Source organism: Burkholderia sp. BCC0506 (genome assembly GCF_902833145.1).
Taxonomy (GTDB): domain Bacteria; phylum Pseudomonadota; class Gammaproteobacteria; order Burkholderiales; family Burkholderiaceae; genus Burkholderia.
Genome location: NZ_CADFEN010000012.1, coordinates 11,852 through 30,932 on the forward strand (window position 1 = coordinate 11,852; position 19,081 = coordinate 30,932).

Consider the following 19,081-nt stretch of genomic DNA (forward strand, 5'->3'; position numbering starts at 1 on the left):
GCCCTTCGTCTTACCGCCCGGCGCCCGCCGGCGGCGCACCGGAGGCCGATTCGAACAACGCATCCGCCCGCCCGACGCGCACGAAGCGCGCCGCGTCGTCGCCATCGACCAGCGCGCGGAAATGCGCTTCGCCGCACGCGAGCTTCGCGCGTTCGTGCTCGCTCGGCACGTGGCCGTCCGCGTTCGGCGTATCGACGACGAAGTAGAGCCGCTCGCCGCCGTCCTGTTCCGCGAGCACGGCCCAATCCGGGTGATAGCTGCCGAGCGGCGTCGGCACGCGGAACCACGCCGGCAGCTTCGCGTACAGCTTCACGCCGTCGTGCGCTTCGAGCGCATCGGCGAACGCGCGCTCGGCGTCCGTCTCGCACACCACCGCTTCGTGGATCGACTTGCGCGCGTCCGTGCGCAGGTTGCGCAGATACCCGGTCAGCGCCTCGCTCTCGAACGATTCGAGCGCATGCACGTGGCGCTCGCCGAGCTTGCGGTACGCGATGCCCGCGACGAGCGCGAGCCGCTTGCAGCGGTTGATCGCATCGGCCGCCACGGCGATGAACTGCTGCGGATTCACGCGGAAATCGTCGAGCCGGCCGCTGTCGGCGAGGATCGTCGCGAGCGAGCGGCGCGTGAGCTGCGTGCGGTCCTGCAACTCGGTGAGCAGGTCGGGCAGCGGCAACTCGCCTTCGTCGAGCAGCACCGTGCCGGCGCCGGCCACCTCGATCGCCTCGATGCCGGCCTTGCCGATGTCGATCTCGGCCTTGCGCCACTGCAGCCGCGCGCGCGCGATGTCCGGCGCGTCGCGCAATGCGGCCGTGCAGTCGCGCACCAGCTTCGCGTTGTCGAAGTCGACGCGGTACACGGTGCGATGGCGGATGCGCTCCCACAGCGCGCGGAAATCCTCGCCGAACACGACGGCCTTGCCCGACGCATCGCGCCGCAACGCGATCGCACGGCGTTCGTCGGCGTTGCGCACCGCGAAGCGGCCCGACAGCTTGCGCAGCGTCGCGACGATCGGTGCGCGCAGCCGCTCGAACGCGTCCGGCAGCACGAGCGCGCTCTGGCGCAGCGCATCCTTCAGCCGGTCGAGCACCTTGCCCTGCGCGTCGACGTAGCCCTGCTCGTGCAGATGGTCCCACAGCACGTGCGACAGCTCGATGCCGAGCGCGTGCGCGGGGCCCTCGTCTTCCTGCACCGGCAGCGCCGCGAACTGGTGTTGCTCGACGATCCCGAAACGGATGCCCGTATCGGCCTCGATTTCCTTCTGCAGGTTTTCCGCGAACGACTCGTAGCGCTCCGTCGCGATCACGGTGAGCGTGTTCACGCCCGGATCGCGCACGCGCTCGCCGTCCTGGTCGACCGCGAGGCGCAGCCCGCGGCCGAGCGTCTGGCGGCGCTCGCGCTCGGTCTGGATGTCGCGCAGCGTGCAGATCTGGAACACGTTCGGGTTGTCCCAGCCTTCCTTCAGCGCCGAGTGCGAGAAGATGAACTTCAGCGGCGTGTCGAACGACAGCAGCGCTTCCTTCTCGCGCATGATCAGGCCGTACGCGCGCTCCGCGTTCTCGCGGGCCGCCGCGCTGCTTTCGCTCGTGTCGGTCCAGCCGCCCTTGCGGTCGATCGAGAAGTAGCCGTTGTGCGCACGCTCGACCTCGAGCGCGATGTCGACGCCGTCGAACAGCGCACGGTAGGCCGGCACGCGCGCCGCGCGCGCATATTCCTCTTCGAAGATCAGCGCGTAGTCGCCCTTCACGGGCATGCCGTTCTCGTCGTAGCGGCGATAGCGCTCGACCGAATCGACGAAGAACAGCGACAGCACCTTCACGCCGCGCTCGGCGAGGCGCAGCTCCTTGTCGAGATGCTCGCGGATCGTGCGGCGGATCATCTCGCGCTGCACGGCAAGCGTATCGATGTCGCCGAACGCCTCGCCGAGCGACAGGAACGCCTCGCCTTCCGGATGGCGCAGCTCGACGTACTCGGCGCCCTTGACCGCATGCACTTCGCCGATCCGCAGCCCCGCGTACAGCGCGCGCTTCGTCAGGCGTTCGAGATCGTCGCCGTCGGTGGCCGACACGATCTGGCGCTTCACGCCGGCCGCCGTCGCGACGTCGAGCTCGACGCGCGCGCTGATCGCGCCGCGCCGGTTCGACACGCCGACGAGCCGCACGTACGGCTTGTTGTGCGCATCCTCGACGATCGCCGATGCGATCTCGATCTGCTTGACGAGCTTGCGCTCGTACGCGTCGACCGCATCGAGCCGGTACACCATGTGGTGCCGGTCGACGTGCGTGGCCGAATAGCGCAGCGTGCAGAGCGGCGCCATCGCGGCGAGCGCTTCGCGCCCGCGCCCCTCGAGGCCGCCGTCGACGCTCTGCGGCTCGTCGACGATCACGATCGGCCGCGTCGCGCGGATCAGGTCGATCGGCTTCTCGCCGCCGGTCTTCTCGCTGTCCTTGTAGAGGTTGTTGATCTCTTTCTTGTTGATCGCGGCGACCGTCATCACCATGATCTGGATCGCCGCGCTCGCCGCGAAGTGGCGCACCTGGCCGAGCTTCGCGGAGTCGTACAGGAAGTAGTCGTACGGCACGCCCGCGTACAGCGCGCGGAAGTGATCCTCGGTGATCGCGAGCGTCTTGTGCACGCCTTCCTTGATCGCGATCGACGGCACGACGATCACGAATTTCGTGAAGCCGTAGCGGCGGTTCAACTCGAAGATCGTGCGCAGGTACACGTAGGTCTTGCCGGTGCCGGTCTCCATCTCGACGGTGAAGTCGCGCGAGCCGGGCAGGCCGGACGGCGGCAGCCCGCCGCGCAGCTGCACGTCGGCGAGATTGCGCGCGAGCGCGTCGTCGGTCAGCGACAGCCGGTTGCCGACGCCTTGCTCCGACACCGCGAAGCCGAGCGAGCCTTGCGCGGCGGCCGTCGTGCCGGGCGCGGCGTTCGCGAGCACGCTGAAGTCGCCGCGATACGACTCCTGCCCGCGAAACAGGTCGCAGACGGCGTCGATCGCCTCGCGCTGGTAGTCGAGATCCGCTTCGAAATGCAGCCGCATCACAGGCTCCGCACGCGCTTCACGCCGTGCTGTTCGAGCAGCGCGGCGAGATTGAGCTTCGCGACGTCGTCGACGAAGCCGCTGTCGCGGAACAGGCACGTGACGTCGCGCGACGCGCCGCTCGCATCGAGCAGGTCGACGATGCCGTCGGCGAGCGGGCCCGCGTCGTCGCGCGACAGGCGCGCATCGAAGCACGCGACGATCGCGCGGCCGATCAGGTGCACCGTCTTGCCGGCCACCTGGTGATGCTCGACCGGCGTGCACAGATCGAGGCCGAGCTTCAGCGTCAGCTCGGCGAGCAGGTCGTCCTCGGTGCGGCCGGTTTTCACGTGCTCGACGGATGCGAACAACGCATGGTCGAAGTCGTCGCGGCGCGGGTCCCACTCGATCACGTTGGTCGTGTCGAGCCGGTACACGCGAAAGCCGAGGTCGCCATAGCTTTCCGGGTAGTCGCGCGCGACCTGCTGCGCGGCGCGGCGCAGGCGCTCCTTCGTGATTTCCGCGAGCGTGAGCGGCTTTTTCAGCTTCGCGCAGAAATCGGCGGCGGCGGCTTGCGTCTTGTCGCGGCGGTCCAGCGCTTCCGGCAACTGCACGAGGATGTAGCGGCGCGCGCCGCCGTCGGTCGCGTTCACCTGCATCACCGCGTGGCCGGTCGACCCGGAGCCGGCGAAGCAGTCGAGCACGATGTCGTCGCCGCGCGTGCACCAGCCGATCACGGCTGCCGCGAAGTCGACCGGTTTCGGCAGGTCGAACGGGATGCCGAGCGTCTTCAGCAGCGCGTCGTCGGAGCCCGCGAACGGCAGCACCGACGGCACGTTCTCGTACATGTTCTCGTCGAGGTAGTAGATCCGCTGCGGCTGCGTGGTTTCATCCGGGCCGAATTCGATCTGGCCGCGCTCGAGCAGCGCCTGCATCGTCGCCGGCGGGTTGCGCCAGCCGCGCGCCGGCATCGCGCACGGCTTGCCGGTGACCGGGTGGATCAGCGGCGTGAAATATTCGTCCGGCGCCTTCTTCTTGTTCGGCCACGCCATCGACACGAGGCGGTACACGCGACCTTCCGCCGACAGCCGGTCGTACATCACCTCGCCGCCGGACAGGTTGGTCTGCGCCTTCATCCACGCGCGGTACGCCTTCTGCGCGTCCTTCGGGTTGCCGCTGCGGTACACCGCGTCGTGCGCGGCGTCGAGCATGCGCTGCGCGTTGCGCTTCGGGCGCTTGAGCGGCGCCCGTTCGAGCAGCGTCTCGGCGTTGCGCGCGAACAGCACCAGCGATTCGTGCTGGTACGCGATGCCGCGCGCGTCGCCCTTCGGGTTGCGCTTGTCCCACACGGCCACGCCGAGCTCGTTTTCCTCGCCGAAGATCTCGCGCAGCATCAGCACGAGCGCATGCACTTCGTGCTCGTCGATGTGCACGGCGATCAGCCCTTCGTCGGACAGCAACGCGTGCGCGAGCTTCAGGCGCGGATACATCATGTTCAGCCAGTCGGTATGGAACCGGCCGTTCGCCTCGGTGTTGGTGCTGCGCTTCACGCCGCCTTCGGTCTGGCCGGTCATCGCCAGGTAGTGGCGGATGCTATCGCTGAAGTCGTCCGGATAGACGAAATCGCTGCCGGTGTTGTACGGCGGATCGATGTAGACGAGCTTCACCTTGCCGGCGTAGCTCTTGTGCAGCAGCTTCATCACGTCGAGGTTGTCGCCCTCGATCACCAGATGGCGCGTGTCGTCCCACGCGACGCTGTCGTCGGGGCAGGGCCGCAGCGTGCCCGTCGACGGCGTGAGCGCAGCCTGGCGCGCGGCGCGCTTGCCGTGCCAGTGAAAGCCGTAGCGCTCGTCGGTGTCGCCGACCGTGCGTTCGCCGACCAGCGCCTTCAGCACGTCGACGTCGACCGACGCGCCGTGCGGGCCTTCGGTCACGAGTTCGGGGAACAGCGCCTTCAGGCGCGCGACGTTGTCGGCGGTGAAATCCGTCGACATCGCCTGCGGGCTGGCCGCATCGAGTTTCTGCATCGTCTTTTCCATCGGAGCCCGGCCGCGCGCGCCAGGACGTCGGGCGCGCTCACGGCACCGGCGGCAATGGCCGCCCGGGCAAACCCGAAACGCTAGCGAGTCGGTCGGCGCAGGTCAAGCGCCGATGTGGCTCGGGCGCCCGCGCATCGGCCGCGATCGCCCGCCGGACGGGCCGCGAGCGGGTTCGGGCCGGTTGTCGCAGAGGGCGGGCGGCGGCGCCGTGGAAAGGACGAAAAAAAGGGCACGGTCGGCGTCCGGCGCCGGCGTGCCCGCATGGAGAATCCCGGATGGAGGAAGCGGCAGGGCCCGACGGGCCCCGCCCGGATGACCGCCTCGGGTCAGAAGCGCGTGCGGATGCCCGACGTCAGTTCGAGCTGGTTCTTCGCGCCGAACGTCGACGACACCGTGTAGCCGCCGTGCAGCTTCATGTAGTCGCCGGCCAGGTACACCTCGGTGCGCTTGCTCAGGTGGTAGAACACCGACCCGTAGATCGTCTCCTTGAAGCCGTTGGCGACGCCGTTGGTCAGGCTGAACGCGCCGAGGTTCGCGTTCGGCGTGAAGCCGTCCGCGTTGTTCGCGGCGTTCTTGATGCGCATCTGCTGGTAGCCGAGCTCGTAGTCGAGCGCGCCCTTCGGCGCGATCTTCATCGACACCGTCCACGAATCGTCGTGACGCTGGCCGAGCGGGCCCTGGTCGCCGTTGTAGCGGAAGTAGCCGGCATTCAGGCGCACGATGTCGAACGTGTAGTTGCCGCCGACCGAGAACGTCTGGTTTCGGAAGCCGTTGTGGTTCACGTGGTTGTAGAAGCCCGACACGGCGAACGGCCCGCCGTTGTAGCCGAGCGCGGCCTGGTACGCGGAGCCGGTCGCGAACGACGTCGAGTTGCTGAACTGGTAGCCGGCGCTCGCGAAGATGCCGTTGCTGAACAGCTTCTTCCACGCGACGCCGTTGTTGTAGCGCGTGCCGGTCGGGCCGGCCGCGTAGAAGATCATCTGCTTGAAGTTGTTCGAGTTGGTCCAGCCGCCTTCCTCGGTCGACAGCTTCGCGGAGCCGTACGCGTCGCCGTAGATCGCCGATGCGTCGCGCGCGATCGTGTTCTGGAAGCCGGCCGTCAGCTTGCCGAAGCGCTCGTCCTCGACACCGACCCACGCGTCGCGGTCGAAGATCTGGCCTTCATCTTCCATCTGGCCGTTCGCGACCACGAATTCGCTTTCGAGACGGAAGATGATCTTCGTGCCGCCGCCGATGTCTTCGGCGCCTTTCAGGCCCCAGCGGCTGCCGCTGAACCACGGTTCGCCGTCGTTGCCCATCCCGATCATGTGCTTGCCGTTCGCGTCGGCGTGGGTCCGGTAGGTCGGAAAGCTCAGGTCCATCAGGCCGTAGAGCTGCACGCTCGACTGCGCTTGCGCGTGGCCGGCGCACAGGCCGGCCGCCGCCGCGAGGGAAAGGGCAAGGTTTTTTCGTTTCAAGATCGTCTCCTCCGAGCTGCCGCATTGAAATCCGGTCGTTGGCAGTACGTAATGTATGCCGACTCTTGCCGGCCGCAGCGAGCGGGCCGACGCGTAGCATCGTAGAGGGTGCAATCCTTCACGCCGCTTTCCCGGAGGAAACAATCGGATCGGTGAAAACACCGAACGCGCAATCATCGCGGATCGGGCAGGCGGGTGGAAACGGTCCTGCCGGATGCCCGGCAGGCTTCGACAACAATCGATTCGTGCTACGCATTGACAGGAGGAGGCACGCGGCGCGCCGCGTCAATCGTGCGCGCTCTTCATCCGCAGGATGTAACCGAGCCCGCGCAGCGTGATGATCTCGGCCGTGCTGCCGGCGAGATGCTTGCGCAGCCGGTGGATGTAGATGTCGATCGCGTCGGCGCTCGGCTCGTCGTCGAGCGCGAACACGCTGTCCATCAGCCGCGCCTTCGACACCGTCTTGTTCTGCTGCAGCATCAGCGTTTCGAGGATCGCGTGCTCGCGGCGCCGCAGCGCGAGCACCGCGTCGCCGCAGCGGAATTCGCGCGTGCCGAACGCATAGACGAGATCGCCGCACACGAGCTGCGTCGTGCCGACGCCGGCCTGCCGGCGAATCAGCGCGCGGATGCGCGCCACCAGCTCGCGCGACTCGAACGGCTTCACGACGTAGTCGTCGGCGCCCGCGCCGAAGCAGTCGACCTTGTCGTCGACCGAGCCGTGCGCGGTCAGCATCAGCACCGGCACGTTGTCGTTGCGGCGCCGCAGCCGCGCGAGCACTTCCTTGCCGCTGATGCCGGGCAGGCGCATGTCGAGCAGCACCGCGTCGTAGCGTTCGGTCTTGAGCACCGTGTCCGCGCGCTCGCCGTCGCCGACGCAGTCGACCGCGAAGTCCTCGCCGCGCAGCAGGTTCACGATCCAGTGCGCGAGTTCGGCGTTGTCTTCAACGAGCAGGAGTTTCATGACGACATCATCTCTTCAGTCAAAGGCCGGCAGTCGCACGGTCACGACGATACCGCGATTGCCGGGCCCCGGCGCGAGCGACACGCTGCCGCCGTGCGCCTGCGCGATCTCGCGCACGATCGCGAGCCCGAGGCCCGAGCCTTCGGTATCGGCCGACACGCGGTAGAACCGCTTGAACACGTGCGGCCGCGCTTCGGCCGGGATGCCCGGGCCGTCGTCGACCACGTCGAGCACGATCGCGTCGCCGTCGCGCCGCCCACCGACCGTCACGCAGCCGCCCGGCTGCGTGTAGCGCACCGCGTTGTCGACGAGGTTCATCACCAGCGCGGTGAGCAGGCTGTCGCTGCCCGCGACGTCGAGCCGTTCGCCGAGATCGGCGCCGAGATCGATGTCGCGCCGCTGCGCGAGCACGATCGTCTCCTCCAGCACGCTCGATACCACGGCGGCCAGGTCGACGCGATGAGTCAGCAGCGTCGACGGCGTCGCTTCCGCATGCGCGAGCAGCAGCAGCTTGTCGGTCACGTCGGCCATCTTGCGGCTGCTGCGCTGCATGCTGTCGAGCACCGACGCGAGCTCACGATCGTCGTTGCCGCGCTGCTGCGCGTACTGGATCTGCGTGTCGAGCACCGCGATCGGCGTGCGCAACTGGTGCGCGGCATCCGCGATGAAGCGGCGCTGCGTGGCCGTATGCGTGTTCAGGCGCGCGATGCACTGGTTGATCGCGTCGACGATCGGCCGCAGCTCGTGCTGCAGCCGCTCCGGGCGGATCGGCTCCAGTTCCATCGGCCCGCGGTCGGCCACGTCGTCCTTCAGCTTCATCAGCGGGCGCAGCTCGAAGGTGAGGCCGAGATAGACGAGCACCACCGCGAGCATCAGCATCAGCGACAGGCGCACGAGCTGCGGCCGCCAGATCGTCGCGACCATCGCGCCATACGAACGCGTCGTCTTCGCGACGACGACCGTGACCGTCTCGACCTGCCCCTCGTCGTACAGCTGGCGGTCGTAGGCCACCGCGCGCAGCGGCACGCCGTCGAGCGACGTGTCGTATAGCGTCGGCGCGACGCCGTGCCGCGCGGGCAGCTCGAGCGCCGGATTGCCGGCGAGCAGGCGGTCGTGGCCGTCGATCACCTTGTAGAACACCGAGTCGCCCGACGGCGATTCGAAGATTTCCAGCGCGGCGGGCGGCACGTCGGCCGCCGGCCGCCCGTTGCGCCACTCGACGTCCTCGCCGATCGTGCGCGCCGACGCGACGAGCGCGCTGTCCTGCACGAGCGCGGCCGTGGTCCGCGCGGTGTCGTACGACATCGCGCCGGCGATCAGCACGAACACCGCGAGCGGCAGCAGCAGCCACCACAAGAGCCGCCCGCGCAGGCTGTGCGCCATCCTGTTGCGCTCCTTCTCCGAAATGCCGAACCGCGCCGGGGTCGCCGGCGCGGTCGGGGTGTCATGTCAGGCGCCGGCGGGCGGCGTTCAGAACGCCGCGGGGCGCCACTTCAGCAGCCGCTTCTCGATTCGCGTCAGCAGGTAGTCGGCGGCCAGCGCGACCACGGCCAGCACGATCATCGCCGCGAACACGCCGCTCGCGTTGAACGCGCCCTGGGCGGTGGAGATTAACAGGCCGATGCCCTGCTTGGAACCCAGGAATTCGCCGACCACCGCACCGACCAGCGCGAAGCCGAAGCTCACGTGCAGGCTCGCGAGAATCCAGGAGAGCGCGGACGGGATCACGACCGACGTGGTGATCTGCCGGCGCGACGCGCCGAGGATCTGCGCGTTCGCGATCAGGTAGCGGTCGGCTTCGCGCACGCCCTGGAACGCGTTGCCGAACACGACGAAGAACACCATCACGACGGCCAGCGCGATCTTCGACGCCATCCCGAGCCCGAGCGCGATCACGAACACCGAGCCGAGCACGACGCGCGGAATCGAGTTCGCGATCTGGATGTACAGGCCGAACACGTCGGCCATCAGCTTGTTGCGGCCGAGCACGATCCCGCAGATCACGCCGGCGACCGAGCCGATCAGGAAGCCGATCGTGGTTTCCTCGAGCGTGACCCAGACCTGCGTGAGCAGCGGGCCCTGCGACGTGCCGTTCACGAACCAGTCCTGGATCTGCGCGAAGATCAGCGTCGGCTGCGAGAAGAAGAACGGATCGATCCACTTCAGCCGTGCGGCGAGTTCCCAGCCGCCGAGCACGATCACGAGGACGGCGATCCGCAGGCCGATGATCAGTTGCCGGCGGCGACGCAGCCGGGCTTGAGCGGCGCGCGACTCGTCCTCGAGCGACGTTGCCGGAATGGCGGTGGGGGGAAGCGTCATGTCGGTCATGCTCCTGTCCTTGCTGTTTCTTGCGATGGCTCGCCGCAGCGTGCCGTGCGGCCTGTACGTCAGCCGATCTGCACTTCTTCGCGCAGGTCGTGCCAGATGTCCTTGGAAATTTCGATGAAGCGCGCGTCGTAGCGCACTTCCGACATGACGCGCGGGCGCGGCAGGTCGATCTCGTACACGCGCTTGAGCGTCGCGGGGCGGGCGGTCAGCACGAACACGCGGTCGGCGAGCGCGATCGCTTCCTCGAGATCGTGCGTGACGAACACGACCGAGCCCTTGTTCGCGGACCACAGCTGCAGCAGCTCGTCCTGCATCAGCGTGCGCGTCTGCATGTCGAGCGCCGAAAACGGCTCGTCCATCAGCAGGATTTCCGGCTGGTTGATGAAGGTCTGCGCGAGCGCGACGCGCTTGCGCATGCCGCCCGAGAGCTGGTGCGGGTAGTGCTTCGTGAACTTGTCGAGGCCCACCTTGCGGATCCATTCCTCGGCCTGCGCATACGCGACGTCCTTCGAGCGGCCGCGAAACAGCGGGCCGGCCGCGACGTTGTCGATCACGTTGCGCCACGGGAACACGGCGTCGGCCTGGAACACGAAGCCGATGCGCGGGTCGATCCCGTCGACCGGGCGGCCCATCACGCGCACCTCGCCCGACGCGGGCTTGAGCAGCCCGGTGATCAGGTTCAGCGTGGTCGACTTGCCGCAACCGGTCGGGCCGACGATCGCGATGAATTCGCCGCGCGCGACGCTCATGCTGAAGTCGCGCAGCGCGACGGTGGCCTTGCCTTCCGGCGAAATGAAGCGGCACGACACATTGCGAAACTCGATCGCCGGTGTGCTCGGGGAAACTGCCTGATTCATCGCATTGATCCTGCGGGTGAGGAGGGCGTCGCGGCGTGGCGGCGCCGGGCCGGTCAACCGGGCCGGAACGGGGCGCGCACGGCGGCGGGATCGCCGCCGCCGGCGTCGCTGCCAGGGTCGATTACTTCGCGTTCACGAAATCGTTCGTGTAGGTGCGCGCCAGGTCGATGTGCTTGCCCTTCACCGACGGGTTGAACGCCGACAGCACCTTCAGCACGGTCGCCGGGCCGTCGGCCGGCATCTTCGCGTCGGCCGTGTACATCGGCAGCGACGCCTTCAGCGCGGACACGTACAGCGCCTTGTCCTTCTGGTAGTCGGCCGGCATCTTCGCGGCGATTTCCTCGGCGCTGTGCGTGTGGATGAACTGCATCGTCTTCGCAAAGGCGTGCGCGAGCTTGGTCGCTTCGGCCTTGTGCGCATCGGCCCAGGCCGACTGCACGTACAGGCTCGCGGCCGGGTAGGTGCCGCCGAGCGCCGCGCGCGTGCCTTCCAGCGTGCGCAGGTCGACCAGCACCTTCGCGTCGCCCATCTTCTCGAGCGCGGACACCGTCGGCTCGGTCGTCATCCCGGCGTCGATGCGGCCCTGCTTGATCGCGGCGATGAAGCTCGCGTCGGCGCCGACCGGCAGCATCGTGTACTGCGTCGACGGCACGCCGTGCTGCAGCGCCAGGTATTGCGTGAGGAAGCTCGTCGACGAGCCGAGGCCCGTCACGCCGAGCGTCTTGCCCTTCGCGTCGGCCATCGACTTGAACGTCGGCGCGGCCTTGGTCGACACCATCTCGACTTCGCCCGGCACCTGGCCGAACACGGCGATCGCCTTTACGTCCTTGCCCTTGCTCTGCAGGTCGATGGTGTGATCGTAGAAGCCGACGACGCCCTGCACGGCGCCCGCCAGCAGCTCGTTCTCGGCGTCGACGCCGGCCGGCTGCGACAGCAGCTCGACGTCGAGCCCTTCGGCCTTGAAGTTGCCGAGCTCCTGCGTGAGCCGCGCGGGCAGGTAGATCAGCTTCGCGATCCCGCCGACCATGATCGTGATCTTGCCGCCGTCGTCGGCGAGGGCGGGGTGAGCGGCGAGCGCGCAGCTCAGGCTGGCTGCAACGGCGAGGGTGCGCAGGATGGGTCGCATCGGGATCGTCTCCTTCGTTGTATTCGTATGGCGCGATGCTTGCTGCATCGTCCTGACGAGTATAGGGAGGCAAAACCTTCCGCTACCTTTCGCGGTTCGGCGATTCCTTTAGGGGTTTTCCAGTAATCCGATCGGAGTAAACGGCATCTTCGGCTTGCCGCGTCGCGCGGCCATCCACTGGACCATCCGGGTCAACACGCGATGCCCGTGCCCGCCCGTTTACAGATCAATGTCCTATTCGAGACACCATAGTAATCGTACCAGTACTAGTTTTTATGACCCAAGAGCAATACCAGTACTATTGAATGGCAGCGTTGAGATGTTAATACTTGCTTTTAGCGGAGTTATTTAAAAATAACCTCGATTTTCTTTTTATCTATTTAACATTATCGGGGATTGCTTCATGACTGCAATTACCATCGCGATCGCAGACGACCATCCCATCGTGGCGGATTGGCTCAGGAGCCTGCCGCACTGGCCGCCCACCTATCGTGTCTTGCATTGCAGCACCAGCGGTTCGATGCTCATCGAATCGCTGACGCTAGCACCGACCGACATCGTCATCAGCGATTTTACGATGCGCGGCGGGGACAGGCCGCTCGACGGATTCATGTTGCTGCGCAAGCTGCGCGACGTCGTGCCGGATGCCCGGTGCATACTGTTTACCGCTCAATCGAATCCGACCGTGTTCGCGGCTGCGACGAGGCTCGGCGTGAGCGCCATCGTCAGCAAGGAGGACGCTGCCGACGAGGTGGTCCGCGCGTGCCGCCACCTCTGCTCGGGTGGCATCCGCTATTTCTCGCCGACGATCCGCGCGATCGTCGAGCAAGGTGGCGGGCTGCCGCACGGCGAGCAGCCCCAGCTGACGCAGAAGGAGCTGGACGTCGTGCGCCTGTTCGTTTCCGGTCATTCGCTTGCCAGCATCGCGAAGCAACTCGGCCGCTCGGTCAGCACCGTTTCGACGCAGAAGTACACGGCGATGCAGAAGCTGCAGGCCGATGCGAACATCAATCTGGTCCGCTATGCGTACGAAAACGGGCTGATCTGACGCCGCGGCGCACATTATTTGTAGATGATCGTGAAAGTGGCCGTGCCGTTGGCGGTGCCGGGTTTGGCGGTCGCGTCGGTCTGGTAATAGCGGGCCGACAGCGGTACCGAGAAGTTCGACGACCTGCCCAGCGACGACGGGGAATCGGCGATCTTCCACGGCGTACCGAGGTGCACTGGCTGCCCGTCTCCCTTGAGCAACTGAATTCCCACGCCCGTCGCGCTTCGCTCGGGCGACAGCGCCAACACGCCGTTCGCCGCGTCGAGCGCATTGCCCTCGAGCATCATGTTGACGACGAAGTCGCCTGCTACACCGGAGTCGCATTGAATCCCGATCGCGAAATCCTTCGACGGCGACGTCGAGCCGATCCCGGAGCCAATCCCGCCCGCTTTGCGGAGCACGTGCGTGCCGAGCTCGACCTGGAGCGAAGGGGTTGTCGTCCCGCAGGTCGTCTTCTGGAACGACACGTTCTCGAAGCCGTACAACATGTAGCGCGCGCTATCGGACTGTTCGTTCGGCGCGGAGATCATCCCGGCCAGCACCGTCCTCATCGGGAGATCGGTCGGCGTGGACGGCGTCGCACCGATTTTCACCAGCTCGACGTCGACCGTCGCCGTCACCTTCACGTCACCCGTCCGCGGGATCATCGTGCCCGTCGGAATCGCCGCGTCTCCGTGGCCGCGATTGCCATTGTAGGTAATGTACATCGCGATTCCGTTGGCGATGAGCTTCGGATCGTCCCTGTAGCGGTAGAACATCGCCTCCATCTCGCCCGACATGGGCAGCACCTGCCAGCACCTCGCGGAAATCTGGATCCCGCTCTGCTTCCACAGCACCGTGTTGACCGGCGCGTCCCACGCGATCTTCAGATTTTCGGGCAGCGTGGCCAATTTCGCGCTGGTTATGGCCTCGCACTTCGCGAGCGCGGCGGCTTGCGCAGCGCCGATGCCGGCCGACCCGAGCAGCAGTGCGGCCGCGGCCGTTCGCAGCAGCGTCGGGCCGCACCCGCTTCGGCCCCGCTTCATTTTCATCGTGTTGCGTTTCATCGAAATTTCTCCTGCGGTCCTTCGTCAAGCGGACGGCTGCTGTTTCGTGCGTTTGCCGGCGACGCCGGCGGGCTTCGCCTCGATTTCACACGGCGAGTCGACGCGCTCGATGTTCGTGGGCGCCGAGCGCTCGTCGAGCGAAGGCAAAGCGACCTTGATCGAACATTGCCACGCATCGGCATGCCCCCATTTCACGGTCAGCCGGTCGCGTGGCACCGACAGGCGCGCGTAGATCTGCCCGCCCTGCGACACCATCCCGACGTTGTTGCCGTTGCCGTCGAACACGGGCGCCCCCAGCGGCAGCTCCGTGCCGTCCGACGCCTGCGTCTGGATCAGCACGGCGCGCCCCGTCACGGTCGGATAGCGCAGCATCACGACGGCGCCGTGGCGCGGCGCGACCTGCTGGCTCGTCGACTGCAGCTCGACGTCGGCAGGCAGACCCCGCGGATCGATTTCGATCTGGTTCAGGCGATAGGGGCTCAGGTACGGCACGACCGCGTAGCCGCGCGGATCGAGCCGGACGCCGCCGTAGCCCGTCACCGTCGCGCCGTGTGCGCGCGGCGCCGCGACGATCGCCATCGTGTCGGATGCATACGGGGTCGCCGTCACACCGCCAGGATGCGCGACGATCGCACCGCTCATGCCGAACGATGCCGATCCATAGCCGCTCCCCTTGCCAAACGCGCCCTGAACCGCCGTGTAGGGCGTCCGGTACTGGGCGGCCACGTTACCCGCGTAGGTCGGGCCGGCGTTGCGCGCGGCGGACACGGAATAGCTGCCCTCGCTGCCGGCGCCGATCAGGCCCGTCGCAGTCGCCATCGACGTGAAGCCGCTCGTGTTGTCCCGCGCGAGGTTGACGCTCATCCGCGGCGCGCGCTCCTTCGGCCCGAGCGGCATCGACACGGTCAGCATGTATTGCGTGTCGGCGTCGCCGGAGAGCGTGCGCGAGCGGTTCGCCGAAACGCTGTAGTCGAACATGCGATAACGGTTGCTGTAGCCGACCTGGAATTGCGTGTCGGTGCCGCTACGCGACCAGTAGTTCTGCGTGTAACCGCTCACGTACAGCTGGCCGCCACGCTCGCCGAACCGCTGGCTCGCCGTGACCGACACGCGATTGCGCGCACGCGATGCCGGCACCGCGGCGGCGCCCGTCAGGTTGCGCTGCGTGTTGTCGACGAACGCCATCGCGTTGTTCAGATCGAGGTAGCCGGACGACGAGAAGCGGTACGCGGCGACCGACAGGTTGCTGTTCGTCGCCTCGATCGTCTTGCTGTACGTGACGCGCACGCTCGTCCCGTTCATCTTCTGACCGAACTTCGACGTGAACGCGCCCGACATGTCGATGGCCAGTGCACCGATCGGCAGGTTGAACGCGCCGCCCAGCAGCACGTTCTGATAGTTCTCGTTCGCGAGCACGCCGCCGTACAGCGTCAGCAGGTTGTTGATGCCGCGTGTATAAGTCGCCTGCACGATGCGCGGCGTGTGCGACAGGCTCTGGTCGCGCACCGTGCCGGCGACGAAGCTGAACCGGCTCCGGCCGGGCCGCAGCGACTGCGGGACCGCCGCGTACGGCACCTTGAAGCGGTGCTCGCTGCCGTCCGCCTCGGTGACGGTGACGTCGAGATCGCCGCCGTAGCCGGTCGGGTACAGGTCGTCGATCACGAACGAGCCGGGCGGTACCGTCGTGTCGTAGATGATGGCGCTGTTCTGGCGCACCGTCACGCGCGCGTTCGAGTTCGCGATGCCGCGCACGACGGGCGCGTAGCCGCGCTGGGAGTCAGGCCACATCCGGTCGTCGGTCGCGATCTGCACGCCGCGGAACGCGAACGTGTCGAACACCTCGCCCGACGTATTCGCGTCGCCGACCCGGACCCGCGCGTTGATGGCGGTCAGGTCGCGCTGCAAGTAGGTGTTGATGGCGCCGTAGTGCTGGCCCTCGCGCTGTTGCCAGTTCAGTGCGCCGTCGTGCCGGAAGTACCAGCCGCCGACATTCAGGCCCGCATTCACGCCGATATACGCGGAGTTCGAGCCGGCACCGTGCGACACGTTGCGGTAGACGTTCGCGTTGTAGCCGAGGATCCCGGCCGTCACGCCGTGGTCCCACATCGACGGGTCGACGTAGCCCCGCGCCGTGCGGCGCAGCAGTGCCTGCGGAATCTGCACGTCGACGCGGGCAGCCGAGGCATCCAGCGACAGCGACGTGCCCGGCACCAGCTCTTCCAGCGACACGCACGTGCCGGCCTCGTCGAGCGTCGCGAGCTGCTCGGCCGGAATCCGGCCGAGGTCCAGGTTGAACTTGTCCAGCAGCCGGCGGCTGGCGCAGACCTTCGTGACGCCGCTGCTCACTTCGCGCACCGTCACGTCGTCGCGGCCGAGCAGCGTGCCGTTCAGGTAGACGTCGGCGCGATACTGGCCGGGCCAGACCGGATTGCCTTGTTCGTAGCGCGAAAGATCGAGTTCGCTGCCCGGCTCGGACAGCACGAAGTCCGGATTGAACTGCACGCCCGTGGGAGGCGTGTCCTGCCTGGTGGTTCGTTCGCCGAGCCGGGGCTGTCGGTCGTCAACGGGCGCAAGCGTGTTTGCCGCGGCGCCGAGCGGCATCGCAGAACAGGCGAGCAGCACCATCGCGCACGAGCGGCGCAGAACAGGCGCAGGCGGGCTCGCGCACGGCTTCGCCGCGCGATGTGCGTGTTCCATGGTTGTGTTCCTGAGAGTCGATGTGAACGTATTGGCGGCCGCACGCGACAACGGCGGGGCGCCCCGGGTCAGGGCGCGGGCGTGATCGCCGCGTCCCACTTCGCCTCGGAGCCGAAGTCGTTGATCGTCGAGTAGCCGAGCTTCGTGCCGGCCGGCAGATCGGGCAGCGGGGCGTCGGGTATGAATGTTTGCGATGCGCCGGGTGCGATCATTGCGCCGTCCTTCGCGGTGAACGTGCGGCCGTCATGGTCGACCCGCGCGCTCAGCACGGTGACGTTGAACGGCGAAGGATTCGTCGCGCGCAGCACGTGGCCCTTGCCGCCGCCGTCTGGCACGACCGACCACTGGATGCCTTTCGACGCGGCGACCGCGCCATCGCCATCGAGACCGGCCGGCCGGAAAAACAGCTTGATCCGCGAGCGGAACGCGAGCTGCAGCGCAGTCGTCGACGCCGATTCCTCGACTTTCGGCGGAATGTCGAGCACGTTCAGCCAGAACACCGATTCCTTGTCCTGCGGGAGCGGATCGCCGGTGTAGACGATTCTCACCGTCTGCCCCTTGGAGGGATCGATGCGGAACACGGGCGGCATCAGCACGAACGGAACCTTCACGGTGCCTGGCCGCGACTTGAGATCGCCGTCGTCGATCCATGCCTGCACGAGCGCCGGCCGCGTGCCGGTGTTGTCCATCTTGACGGTGATTTCACGATCGCCCGCCGGATAGATCACGCGGGTGCCGGAAATAATGACGCTTGCTGCCGCCTGTTGCGCAAAACATGCGAGCGCGACACAGGCACATACCGCGGCGCGGCGCGAAATGAACGAGAAAATTGGGAACATGGTGCGTGAACTCAATGGGCGGGAAACGCTGGCAAGCGGCGTTTCCCGCAGTGCGCCGTCGACGTCGATCAGGCAATACGTCGACCGGCGGACCTGCACGGCATCGTGCCGCATCGGCGGCGATGCCGTGCAGCCCGCCCGCTGTGCGCTAGGGCTTACAGATAGTCGATCGAGTACGTGACCGACGTGCTCACGCTACCGGCTTCCGTCTTGTCTTGCGCGATGTACTGTGCGCTATAGATCAGATCCGCCGCACCGTCCTTGAGGGCGACAGGGGCGACGGCGCGCTGGCCATCGTCACCGGCCTTCAGCGGGTTGCCTTGCGTGTCGAGCAGCTGCACCGCAACGTTCTTCGCCGCGTTGGATGCCGCACGGTTGATCAGCGTGCCGTCCGTGTTGTCGACGTTCGGGCCGGCTTCGAAGAATGCGCGAACCGTCTGGCCTGCGTTCTGGCACTTGCTCAGCTGGATCTTGAAGTTCGTCGCGCCCGACGTCTTGCCCTTCGCGGCCAGTTGGCCTGCGCCTACGGTCGGCAGCTGGACCGTGCCGTTGTTGTTGGCGCCGTTGACCTTGATTTCGCACGATGCGCCGGTCAGCGCGCCCGAGAAGGTCACGGTGCCGTCATAGGCGTGCGCGGCCAGCGGTGCGAAGGCCATGACTGCAGTCGCGATCGACGCCAGGGTAAGTTGCTTGCTCATGTTTCGGTTTCCTTAAAGAGTCTCTAAAAAGTCATTGCCGGCGTTTGATTGACGCGGCCAGATAAATCTATCCGGTCGACGACGCCACGCACAATCGCAATTCGTCCAGAAACGATCTGCATATCTGCGTGAACGGATCTTTTACGTCGAATCAGATCCGCGCATCCAGATAGGACTACGAATCGGATTGATTGAGTGCGTCCGACCGGATGTTCCACTACTGTCAGAAGAACCGCGTCGAGCCGGCCCGGAACAGCGTCGCAGCCACGGCGAGGGTCGTCATCGCCACTGCGACGACGACCTTGCCCAACGTATTCACCGCGTCCGGGTTCGCGCTTTCGCTCGGGTTCGGCTTGACGTAGGGTTCCTTGGGCTTCGGACGGAGGATGTTCGAGATCCAGTCATTCACGTCACTGGTCGTCAGGCCGCCCGGGACGGCCGCATGCTCGGTGTGCTTCAGTTCACGCATGGTTCACTCATTCGATTGAGTCGGAAACAGGCCCCGCCGCTCGGCGTTGCGCGCCGCGGGGCTCCGGATGTCGTCCGGCCTGGCGAAAGCCGGGGCCGAAACGGTTCGGTGGTTATTTCGGGGTCGGCGCCAGCCAGTCGAAGACGTTGTCCATCAGGTCGTTGAAGCGCTTGGTCACCGTTTTCTCCTCGTTGATCGCGCCATAGGTGACGCCGGAAACCACGCCGAGCACGCCGCCGATGATCATGCCGGCACAGCCGGAGATCAGGCCGACGCCGAGCAGGCCGCCCTGCGCGCCGCCCACCACCGCTCCCTTGGCGATACCCGAGATGAGGCCGGTCATCCCACCCAGCGTCATGGCGCCGACGCGGCTGAAGACGCTGCCACCATTCACTTCGTTGATTTCCATCATGGTCAATTCACGCATTTAAGTTCTCCTTGAAGTAGCGTGTCCGATCTTTAAAGGCCGGATCGGTAACGGCCGCTGCCGTC

General features: G+C 66.8%; 15 protein-coding genes. 1 reads left to right on the top strand and 14 read right to left on the bottom strand.

What is annotated here, in order from left to right:
- Positions 1 to 10: 10 nt before the first annotated feature.
- The 8 genes from HWX62_RS25100 to HWX62_RS25135 form a co-directional block, all read right to left on the bottom strand.
- On the bottom strand, positions 11 to 3,043 hold the full coding sequence (locus HWX62_RS25100) for a DEAD/DEAH box helicase family protein (protein WP_175931018.1): 3,033 nt from the start codon (positions 3,041 to 3,043) through the stop codon (positions 11 to 13).
- Entirely contained in the window at positions 3,043 to 5,061 is a 2,019-nt protein-coding gene (locus HWX62_RS25105) for a site-specific DNA-methyltransferase (protein ID WP_175931017.1), read from the bottom strand. The genes HWX62_RS25100 and HWX62_RS25105 overlap by 1 nt, the downstream gene beginning before the upstream one ends.
- Positions 5,062 to 5,387: 326 nt before the next feature.
- Entirely contained in the window at positions 5,388 to 6,518 is a 1,131-nt protein-coding gene (locus HWX62_RS25110; protein ID WP_175931016.1) for a porin, read from the bottom strand.
- Positions 6,519 to 6,803: 285 nt separating this feature from the next.
- The gene (locus tag HWX62_RS25115) at positions 6,804 to 7,481 is read right to left on the bottom strand and encodes a response regulator (RefSeq protein ID WP_006491276.1); all 678 of its coding nucleotides are present in this window, start codon (positions 7,479 to 7,481) and stop codon (positions 6,804 to 6,806) included.
- 15 nt (positions 7,482 to 7,496) lie between these two features.
- Complete coding sequence (locus HWX62_RS25120; RefSeq protein WP_175931015.1) at positions 7,497 to 8,864, bottom strand: sensor histidine kinase; 1,368 nt, start codon at positions 8,862 to 8,864, stop codon at positions 7,497 to 7,499.
- An 87-nt stretch (positions 8,865 to 8,951) separates the two neighbouring features.
- Positions 8,952 to 9,809 (bottom strand): ABC transporter permease, encoded by an 858-nt coding sequence (locus HWX62_RS25125; protein WP_175931014.1) that lies wholly within the window; start codon positions 9,807 to 9,809, stop codon positions 8,952 to 8,954.
- A gap of 59 nt (positions 9,810 to 9,868) precedes the next feature.
- Positions 9,869 to 10,666, bottom strand: a complete 798-nt coding sequence (locus HWX62_RS25130; protein ID WP_175931013.1) for an ABC transporter ATP-binding protein — start codon at positions 10,664 to 10,666, stop codon at positions 9,869 to 9,871.
- Positions 10,667 to 10,787: 121 nt separating this feature from the next.
- On the bottom strand, positions 10,788 to 11,792 hold the full coding sequence (locus HWX62_RS25135; RefSeq protein WP_175931012.1) for an ABC transporter substrate-binding protein: 1,005 nt from the start codon (positions 11,790 to 11,792) through the stop codon (positions 10,788 to 10,790).
- Positions 11,793 to 12,195: 403 nt separating this feature from the next.
- Here HWX62_RS25135 and HWX62_RS25140 point away from each other — a divergent pair, with 403 nt between their 5' ends.
- On the top strand, positions 12,196 to 12,840 hold the full coding sequence (locus tag HWX62_RS25140) for a response regulator transcription factor (protein ID WP_175931011.1): 645 nt from the start codon (positions 12,196 to 12,198) through the stop codon (positions 12,838 to 12,840).
- A gap of 14 nt (positions 12,841 to 12,854) precedes the next feature.
- On the opposite strand, the gene HWX62_RS25145 is transcribed toward HWX62_RS25140, so the two are convergent.
- The 6 genes from HWX62_RS25145 to HWX62_RS25170 all read right to left on the bottom strand — a co-directional run bounded on the left by HWX62_RS25145 (position 12,855) and on the right by HWX62_RS25170 (position 19,016).
- The gene (locus tag HWX62_RS25145) at positions 12,855 to 13,886 is read right to left on the bottom strand and encodes a fimbrial protein (protein ID WP_175931010.1); all 1,032 of its coding nucleotides are present in this window, start codon (positions 13,884 to 13,886) and stop codon (positions 12,855 to 12,857) included.
- Positions 13,887 to 13,910: 24 nt separating this feature from the next.
- Positions 13,911 to 16,583, bottom strand: coding sequence for a fimbria/pilus outer membrane usher protein (locus HWX62_RS25150; RefSeq protein ID WP_175931009.1), 2,673 nt, complete (start codon positions 16,581 to 16,583; stop codon positions 13,911 to 13,913).
- A 68-nt stretch (positions 16,584 to 16,651) separates the two neighbouring features.
- The gene (locus tag HWX62_RS25155) at positions 16,652 to 17,401 is read right to left on the bottom strand and encodes a fimbria/pilus periplasmic chaperone (protein WP_279610479.1); all 750 of its coding nucleotides are present in this window, start codon (positions 17,399 to 17,401) and stop codon (positions 16,652 to 16,654) included.
- 176 nt (positions 17,402 to 17,577) lie between these two features.
- Positions 17,578 to 18,120 carry a fimbrial protein gene (locus tag HWX62_RS25160; protein WP_175931007.1) on the bottom strand — a complete coding sequence of 181 codons (543 nt, stop codon included), beginning with the start codon at positions 18,118 to 18,120 and terminating at the stop codon, positions 17,578 to 17,580.
- Positions 18,121 to 18,343: 223 nt separating this feature from the next.
- Complete coding sequence (locus HWX62_RS25165) at positions 18,344 to 18,589, bottom strand: hypothetical protein (protein WP_175931006.1); 246 nt, start codon at positions 18,587 to 18,589, stop codon at positions 18,344 to 18,346.
- A 112-nt stretch (positions 18,590 to 18,701) separates the two neighbouring features.
- Entirely contained in the window at positions 18,702 to 19,016 is a 315-nt protein-coding gene (locus HWX62_RS25170) for a hypothetical protein (RefSeq protein WP_175931005.1), read from the bottom strand.
- Positions 19,017 to 19,081 lie beyond the last annotated feature (65 nt).